Origin of the sequence: Vibrio sp. 10N.222.52.C12 (assembly GCF_041474215.1) — a bacterium.
GTDB classification, from domain to species: Bacteria; Pseudomonadota; Gammaproteobacteria; order Enterobacterales; family Vibrionaceae; genus Vibrio; species Vibrio crassostreae_C.
Map to the genome: position 1 here is coordinate 1 of NZ_JBFRTR010000118.1, position 8,563 is coordinate 8,563.

Here is an 8,563-nt window from a genome sequence, read left to right on the forward strand (position 1 = left end):
AAAACGGCGCTCATTGAGCGCCGTTTTTATTGAAAGTGTCTGTTTAACTCGTTACTTGAACGTCGACCAAATTGGCGCGTGATCAGACGGTTTTTCGATACCACGTAGCTCGTAATCGATGCCAGCTTCAGTACACTTATCAGCAAGCTTTTGAGTCGCTAGGACTACATCAATACGCAGGCCGCGGTTGTCTACGAAGCCTTTTGAGCGGTAATCAAACCACGAGTATTGATCATTCACTTCAGGGTGCAGCAAGCGGAAGCTGTCTACAAAGCCCCAATCCATCAATGTTTTCAACCATTCGCGCTCTTCTGGTTGGAAAGAACATTTACCAGTTTTTAACCAACGTTTCGCATTAGGTTCACCAATGCCGATGTCTGCGTCGATAGGGCTGATATTAATGTCGCCCATCACAATCACTTGCTCATCTTTGTTGTGATAATCGTTTAAGTAAGTCATTAAGTCTTTATAGAACTGGCGTTTGTACGGGTATTTTGTTTCATGCTTGATGTTATCCCCTTGAGGGAAGTAGCCATTTAGCACGGTAACCTTTTCACCATCTTCATCTTCAAACGTCGCCATGATCATGCGTTTTTGATGGTCTTCATTATCTGTTGGGAAACCCTTCTGCACAGAAATAGGCTCTTGCTTACACAACATTGCCACACCGTAGTGGGCTTTTTGACCGTGGAAGTAAACCTTATAGCCCATTGCTTCAACATCAGCAATTGGGAAGGCTTCATCGTGCACTTTTATCTCTTGCAGACCAATCACGTCGGGTTGGTGTTTGTCGATAATAGCTTGCAGTTGGTGAAGGCGGGCTCTAAGACCGTTGATGTTGAAGCTAATTACTTTCATTTGTTTTTATACCTCTCGTAAACCTTTGTCACTGCTTGTTTTTAAAGGTTTTTGATTTGGTGGATTTCATGGTTCATCGTATTTAACCATGCTTAATAATTTCTGTCGCCACTTTGTAGAGACAAAATGGCGACATTAAATGATGTGAGTACTTACAGTTACGTAGAATCTATTGAGTCTTAAGTAAATCCAAAAAGAACGCGTATTCAAGTGCGTCTTCTTTTAATCGTTTAAATCGGCCAGAAGCGCCACCGTGACCGGCTTCCATATCGGTTTTGAACAGCAATACGTTGTTGTCTGTTTTCATTTCACGCAGCTTCGCAACCCATTTCATTGGCTCAAAGTACTGCACCTGTGAGTCATGCAGGCCTGTCGTTACCAACATGTTCGGGTAGTTTTGTACCTTAATGTTGTCGTACGGTGAGTACCCCAGCATGTAATCGTAGTAGGCTTTATCGTTCGGGTTACCCCATTCGTCATACTCATTGGTGGTTAGAGGGATCGATTCATCGAGCATGGTTGTCACAATGTCTACAAACGGAACATGTGCACCAATACCACGGTACAGTTCTGGTGCTTGGTTGATGATTGCTCCCATCAATAGACCGCCAGCAGACCCCCCAACGGCGAACACTTTATCTTTCGCGCCGTAGCCTTCTTCAACAAGCTCTTTGGTTACATCAATAAAGTCGTTGAACGTGTTTTGTTTGGTCAGTTTTTTGCCATCTTCATACCAAGGGCGACCAAGCATTTCTGAACCGCGAACATGTGCGATGGCATAAACAAAACCTCTATCCAGTAGGCTTAGGCGAGTTGAGCTGAAGGTAGGTTCAATCGTAGAGCCGTAAGACCCATAGCCGTATTGGTAGATTGGGTTAGTGCCGTCTTTCTTAAATAAGTCTTTACGATAAACCAAAGAGACAGGAACTTGCTTACCATCGCGAGCCGTAATCATGATTCGCTCTGATTGGTAGTTATCCGCTTCGAAATCACCTAATACGGGTGTTTGCTTCATGAGTTCGGATTCACCTGTACTTAGGTCGAAATCATAGTAAGTACCTGGCGTGGTTAAGCTGCTGTAATAGATACGAACTTTTGCGTTATCTAATTCATAGTTACTCGTTAGGTAAGCGGTAAATGCGGTGTCGTTAAATTCAAGTGGAAACTCGTGGCCTGTTGAGAGTTGGCGAACTTTCACTGTAGACAAGCCATCCGCGCGTTGCTCGTAGACAAGATGGTCATCAAACAACTCGAAATCTACAAGCTGAGTATTATCGTCTGCTGGGATGACATCGACCCATTTTGAGCGTTCATGCATCTCTTCGGTTGTGACTTTCATTAAACGGAAGTTGACCGCTTGGTAGTTGGTGTAGATGTAATACCAATCACCTAGCTTAGCGATGCTGTACTCTATGCCGGTCTCTTTTGGGTAGAAAGCCTCAGCTGTAGCCTTTGGGTTGTTGGCATCGATGACTGAGACACCGCTGGTTTCTGTGCTCGAATGCCAAATGTAGACCTGTTCTCCATCTTTGCTTTTACTCAAAGAGGTGTAGTAAGCGCTATCGGCTTCTTCGTAGATTAACTGATCGCTTGCCTGAGCTGTGCCTAACACGTGGCGGTAAACTTGATAACCCAGCAATGTTTGTGGATCTTTTTTGATGTAGTAGAAGGCTTGGTTGTCGTTTTGCCACGCGATTGCACTTGAAGCGCCTTCAATTTCATCTTTTAGGTATTCACCTGTTGTGAGGTCTTTGATCTTGATGGTGTAAATTCGTCGGCTCAGCGTATCTTCGCCATAGGCCAACAAGTTTTCGTCTGGGCTGATCGTTAAGCCACCAATACTGAAGAATTCATGCTCTTTTGCTAGCTCGTTAACATCTAAGATGACTTGCTTGTCTGTGCCTAAAAAGTTTTTTTCACGCAGGTGAACTGGGTATTCGTTGTCGCCTGTGACCTTATTCGAGTAGTAGTAACTGCCTTTGCGAACCGGTACCGAATTGTCGTCTTTTGCGATTCGGCCTTTGATCTCTTGAAATAATTGTTTTTGTGCTGCTTCTGTATGTTTTAACACTGTATCTGCGTACTGATTCTCTTGCTCAAGCTGTTGCAAAATCTCTGGATCTTGGCGTGCATCATCGCGCATCCAGTAGTAATCATCGATTCGGGAGTCACCATGAATCGTCATTGCGTGAGGGACTTTCTTAGCAACGGGTGCTTGGGTTTGCTGAGCGACGAGCTGTGATTGAGAGTAGTGGTTCATGGTTGATATTCCTTGATTGCTGCATCCGGCGACAAGCGCTATTGATACGACTAATGTGGTTAAAGCGATACGCATCTATATATCCCTAGTGTGCACCTTACTCTTTTTGATGCCAGCATCCTTTGTTGGTTGGGTATCTTCCAGTGATATTATTTATAATTGGATTCTGGATATGCACCTTCATCGTAAGTGTCTGTTATTGTTTTCAAAAAATCAAAGTAATGTTAAATGAAATTACTGATACGTGAGAGTGGAAGGAATAAATGTGCAACAAAAAGGGACACACTTTTCAGTATGTCCCTTTCCTTTGTTTAGCAAGATTCGAGTTTTACGTTAAATAGCCAATGGCATTTCGTTTGAGTGGTCAGGTTTACGATTAACCCAACGTAAACCAAGCATAGCGATGAATGACATAGCAATCATCAGGCAACCGAGTGGCAGTTGGTCTTGAGCTGGGAAGAACGATGCCAATAGTGTTGCGATGCCAGCACCTAGGTTTTGCATACCACCTAAAATCGCACCTCCAGTACCAGCGTGGTACGGGAATGGCGAAAGTGCCCCTGTTGTTGCTGCTGGGAATAATATGCCAGCGCCCAAGAAGTAAATTGTGGCACCGCCAATCAAAGTTAATGCTGTTGTTTGACCAAACAGACCCGGTATCAATACCACTGTTGAGCCTACCAATATCGCAACCAGACCAACATTCAATGCACGGCGCTCAGAGCGACGTTGTGCGATGTAACTAGATAAGCCTGCACCGACTAAGTAACCTGGAATAGGCAAGACAAACAGCAAGCTTACTGTGGTTGCCGGTAAGCCAAGTACGCCACCAAGCAACACACCTGCCGCTGCTTCAAATACGGCTACACCAGCAAAGGTTGCGACTAATACCAATAAGAAACCTTGGAAACGTTTATCAGACAGAACGAACTTGTAGCTGTTGGCAACCGATTCATGCTTGCGTCGTTCTTTCGGCAGTGTTTCCATCATGCTCGTCATCATAGTGATCACAACAGCAATACCAAACAGCGCGAGGAATAAGTAGCTAGAACGCCAGCCGAAAACTTCTGTTAGGTAACCACCCAGTACAGGAGCCATCAATGGTGAGAAAATCACACACATGCTAATCAAGCTGTTTGCACGGTGCAGCTCTGCGCCTTCAAAACAGTCGCGAGTCAATGTACGAGACATCGCACCACCACAACCGATGCCCAAACCTTGGATAAAGCTGCCCGCTAAGAACCATTCATATTCGTGAGCGAACAATGCTACCAAAGTACCGATGATGTAGATGATCAAACCAATCACGATGATCGGTTTACGACCTAGGCGATCTGAAAGTGGGCCGTAAACAAATTGCGACAGACCATAAGGGATCAAGTAACACGCCATCACTGCCTGCAGTGAAGATGCCGAAACTAAGAACTCACCTGCCATATGACCGATAGAAGGCACGTACATCGTTTGAGTCATTTGACCTACGGCAGTCAGAATAGCGATTAAAAAGGTAAGTTTCGCTAATGGAAACGAGGCGGACATTTGCGTATCTCTCCAAAAATTAAGACGTAAAAAGCCTTAGCGCTCCATTAAAGGAGAGCCAAATGAATAAAGTGTTCAGGGAATCTAGGCGCGAGATATTAGAGCTTGATTGCGGGCTTAGCAATCAAAAAGTGTGAAGTTGAGCAAGATAAAAATCTATAACTTGGATTATAAAAACTAATCCGAAATTGCTGCATTTTAAAGAGGGAGAGGGTGGAGTGGGCTTCCTTTAAATATCGATGTTCTGGCTATGTCCAAAGCGCTAAAACCTAAGCAACACAGCCAATGATTATATGAGTACATCATTTTAAATCACAGAAAAAAGGAAGAAAACACGCTCTATTAACATTTGTATAAACTTTCGTTTTATATGTAAGCAATTTGTGCTGTAATTATCCGCTAAGCTATTCGTCTAACTTGTTTACATTTTGTACAGCAATTCGTTGTCGATGTGATAGTTATGGTTATGGAAGTCTTTTGGCTTAAATAAGGATATTAAATGCGCTCTCTATCGGTACAGTGGAAAATAACCCTCTTAGCAGGTTGTTGTTTAATCATTACGTCACTGTCTCTTATTGGTTTCTCGATCTACAACGCAACGAGCAATCAACAAGTCATCAAATCTCAAAGTTCAGAATCAGTTATCAATAAAACTCAGCAGTTGCTGGCGTCTGTTTCTCAGCTAAACGCTCAAGAAACTCAACGTTATGTAGACGAAGCTATTTACCGCGCAGAGATGCTTGCGGCCAGTGCTCAGTTTCTAAAAAACAATGCAGACGAAAACTTTACACCAAGTGAAGAGCTTCGTACCGCCTTGGATGAAATGGTTCGTCGCTCGGTTTTAAACTTCGACTCTATTCAAGGAGCGTATCTAGTTTTCAAGCCTGACTTGCTCGATAGTGAAGATGCGAATTATGTCGATGCTGATTATGTTGGTTCTAACGAAAAAGGTCGTTTTGCTCCTTACTGGAAGGTGGCAGATAACGGTGAAAATGTTCTAGCGAACGTTCTTTCAGAATCTATCTTGAATGATGACAGCAATAGCGAACGTTTTTACTGTCCTTTGTCTTCAGGGCAAACGTGTATTAGTACGCCGAGAGTCGTGAACAGCGGTGGTGTAGCACTACTTACGTCCTCTATTTCAGTCCCTATTTTGGTTGACGACGTTGCTATTGGTTTTCTTGGTATTGATCTAAGACTTGATGGTTTAACCAGTGTGATTACTCAATCTGACCAGAGCTTGTTTAACGGTGCGGGTAAAGCTTACGTGGTTAGTCTAGATGGTTCGGTCATCGCTTCTGATGATTCAAGCATTGCAGTCGGTTCAACTTTCCAAAGTGGCAATACAAACAGTGATTTAATGACCGACTTTATCTTTGGTGGTGAAGTGACAACGCAATGGAGCGAGAACGGTGAGTGGTTACTTGCCTTTGCACCTGTTGTTGCAGCTAACCAAACTTGGGGGGTGTTGTTTGAGATCCCAAGAGACAGTGTCGTCGCTGACGCAAATAAATTGGATTCCATCATTAGCACTAAGCTAAGTGAAGGCATCAAAACAGAAGTGATCGCCGGTACAGTGTTTATTATCTTTGGCTTAGCCATTATCGCATTTGCTTCCCTTTCAATTGTGAAGCCTATTCGACAAGTGGTTGAGCGACTTAATGATATTGCTTCTGGTGAAGGTGATTTGACCCAACGTTTGGAAGTGAAATCTCAAGACGAAATTGGTCAGCTATCCAAAGGGTTCAACTTATTCTTAGACAAGCTACAACACACGATCAAAGAAGTGATTCACACCACTGAGCAAGTGGCGAGCACGACAAGCCAGGCTAAAGCATCGGCATCAAGCACTCGAGAAAGCAGTGAATCTCAATTTAAAGAAGTGGATCTTGTGGCGACAGCGGCAGAAGAGATGACTCAAACTGCGGGCTTAGTGGTACAAAACGCAGAAGTGGCCGTTGATGCTGCTTGTGAAGCGAATCGTTCTGCTCAACAAGGGCAACAAGTCATCGAACTTTCAGCCGGTGAAATGAGAAAGCTGGTTGAGCGTATGTCGAGTGCTGTTCCTATTGTTGAAGAATTGGCAAAAAATAACGGAAACATCACCGAGATCTTAAGTGTGATTGAAGGGATCTCTGAGCAAACTAACTTACTGGCATTGAACGCGGCGATTGAAGCGGCTCGTGCTGGCGAACAAGGTCGAGGTTTTGCTGTTGTTGCGGATGAGGTAAGAAACCTCGCAAGTCGCACCCAGTCATCGGTTGGTGAGATCAGAGCGGTGATCGACAAGGTTCATGCTGGAACTCAAGATGTCGTTGAAGCAATACAAGAAGGCAATATCCTAGCTAACGATACAGCACTACACGTTCAGAAAGCAGTTGAAGATCTGGGGTCGATCTTTACTTCTATTGAGGCGATCAGTGATATGAACAGTCAGATCGTTCGAGCAGCCGAAGAGCAACAATCGGTTTCCGGTGAAGTAAATCAAAGCGTGGTTAATATTCGCGATTTGAGTGCGAAGATCTTGGAGCAAGCCGCGGCTTCTGAGCAAGTCGGCAATGAAATTGACCAACTGTCTCAACAACAACAGAAGTTGGTCAATCAGTTCAAGGTATAAGCATTAAGCCTTAACCAGTTCTTGAATAGAAAAAGGGACAAATGAAGATTTCATTTGTCCCTTTTTTAATTGTTTATTTAGAGGCTAGGCAATAACCAGCGGTTGACGCTGCTTACTCTTCGATAAACCAGTAGCCTTTGTTGACCAATTCAGTCACGACAGTTACGCCCGAAGGAGATAGGGCAGTAGCCGAGGTAATCATGGTCTCATCGCAAAGTATGTTGAGTAACGAAGAATCCGCTTCATCAACCTTAACCACTTCGCCATTGATGTAAGCCGTGTTGCTTTCATTTTCGTGGTAGAGCGCTTTTAAGCCTGATACTCGGTGAATTTCACCTTCAGACTCTATGTGTTGAGCGATCTCTTCTTGAGTCCATAGTGGCTCTGGAGCAACGATATCAAGCTGGTGGCGTGATTGGCTTAGCAGACAACCCATGAATTCACTGATGGTTTCAGGTTGCTCTAGTGCAGATTTCAACATGCCTGTGAGATTACTTAAATCCGATGAACGAATTTTTCCGTAGCCTTCTTGCATTTTGAATTCTGGATCGTGCAGGTGTACGTCACCCATATCATGAGCAAGCACAAAATCGGCAAAGTTGCTGATCAGTTCTTGTTCTTTAGGCGAGCGGTAGCCAATAGAGTAGCTCATTGACGGCTCTAACGTGCTCCCTTCATGTGGGAAACCTGGTGGGATATAAAGGATATCGCCCGGCTCTAAAGTTTCATCAATGATTGGGTCAAAACCTTCAATTTGACGAAGTGCAGACGCTTGAACAGTCTCTTTGTATTGGCCAACATCTTTAGCGCCAACCTTCCATTGACGTTTGCCTTGACCTTGAATGATGAAGACATCGTATTGATCAATATGTGGGCCTACTCCGCCTTCAGGTGCTGAGTAGCAGATCATGAGATCGTCGAATAACCAGTTTGGTAACGCTTGGAACGCCTCAGTCAGCTGATTTGCGCCTTGGTGCCAGTGGTTCGCTGCTTGAACGATCAGTTGCCAATGAGTTTCGGTTAATTCGCCAAACTTTTCTTCAGAGAATGGGCCGTGTTCTGCAGTCCACTGATTGTCGAGGTTAGAGACAAAGCGAGAATCCACTTCTTCTTCCATCGATAAACCAGCAAGTTCTTCCGGCGAAATTGGGTCGACGAAGTTTTGGAAGCCACCCTTTAAGATGGTTGGTTTTTTATGCCAGTAGTTTTCAAGAAACTCGGGCATAGAAAAGCTGAGTTGGTACATGTGAATCCTGTATATTTTTATGCTAGATGCTAGATGCTAGATG

At 44.1% G+C, this 8,563-nt stretch carries 5 protein-coding genes; 1 reads left to right on the forward strand and 4 read right to left on the reverse strand.

The features are described 5' to 3' along the window. Positions 1–51: 51 nt before the first annotated feature. From xthA to emrD, 3 genes are all read right to left on the reverse strand, one after another. Positions 52–858: an exodeoxyribonuclease III gene (gene xthA / locus AB4623_RS20170; RefSeq protein WP_017070028.1), complete on the reverse strand. Its 807-nt coding sequence runs from the start codon at positions 856–858 to the stop codon at positions 52–54. Positions 859–1,027: 169 nt separating this feature from the next. After that, on the reverse strand, positions 1,028–3,118 hold the full coding sequence (locus AB4623_RS20175; protein WP_372147280.1) for a S9 family peptidase: 2,091 nt from the start codon (positions 3,116–3,118) through the stop codon (positions 1,028–1,030). Between the two features lie 333 nt (positions 3,119–3,451). Continuing rightward, a complete protein-coding gene (gene emrD / locus AB4623_RS20180) occupies positions 3,452–4,657 on the reverse strand; it encodes a multidrug efflux MFS transporter EmrD (protein WP_017065927.1) in 1,206 nt (401 codons plus the stop codon). A gap of 499 nt (positions 4,658–5,156) precedes the next feature. Between emrD and AB4623_RS20185 the strand changes: the two genes are divergently transcribed. Next, a complete protein-coding gene (locus tag AB4623_RS20185; RefSeq protein WP_065585119.1) occupies positions 5,157–7,274 on the forward strand; it encodes a methyl-accepting chemotaxis protein in 2,118 nt (705 codons plus the stop codon). Between the two features lie 112 nt (positions 7,275–7,386). Here AB4623_RS20185 and AB4623_RS20190 read toward each other — a convergent pair whose 3' ends face one another. Next, positions 7,387–8,520: a cupin domain-containing protein gene (locus AB4623_RS20190; RefSeq protein WP_017066710.1), complete on the reverse strand. Its 1,134-nt coding sequence runs from the start codon at positions 8,518–8,520 to the stop codon at positions 7,387–7,389. Positions 8,521–8,563: the final 43 nt, after the last annotated feature.

What these genes read in the sequence shown, in the direction of transcription:
- AB4623_RS20190 (WP_017066710.1), bottom strand. Translation starts at nt 8,520, where the DNA reads ATGTACCAACTCAGCTTTTCTATGCCCGAGTTTCTTGAAAACTACTGG.
- AB4623_RS20185 (WP_065585119.1), top strand. Translation starts at nt 5,157, where the DNA reads ATGCGCTCTCTATCGGTACAGTGGAAAATAACCCTCTTAGCAGGTTGT.
- emrD (WP_017065927.1), bottom strand. Translation starts at nt 4,657, where the DNA reads ATGTCCGCCTCGTTTCCATTAGCGAAACTTACCTTTTTAATCGCTATT.
- AB4623_RS20175 (WP_372147280.1), bottom strand. Translation starts at nt 3,118, where the DNA reads ATGAACCACTACTCTCAATCACAGCTCGTCGCTCAGCAAACCCAAGCA.
- xthA (WP_017070028.1), bottom strand. Translation starts at nt 858, where the DNA reads ATGAAAGTAATTAGCTTCAACATCAACGGTCTTAGAGCCCGCCTTCAC.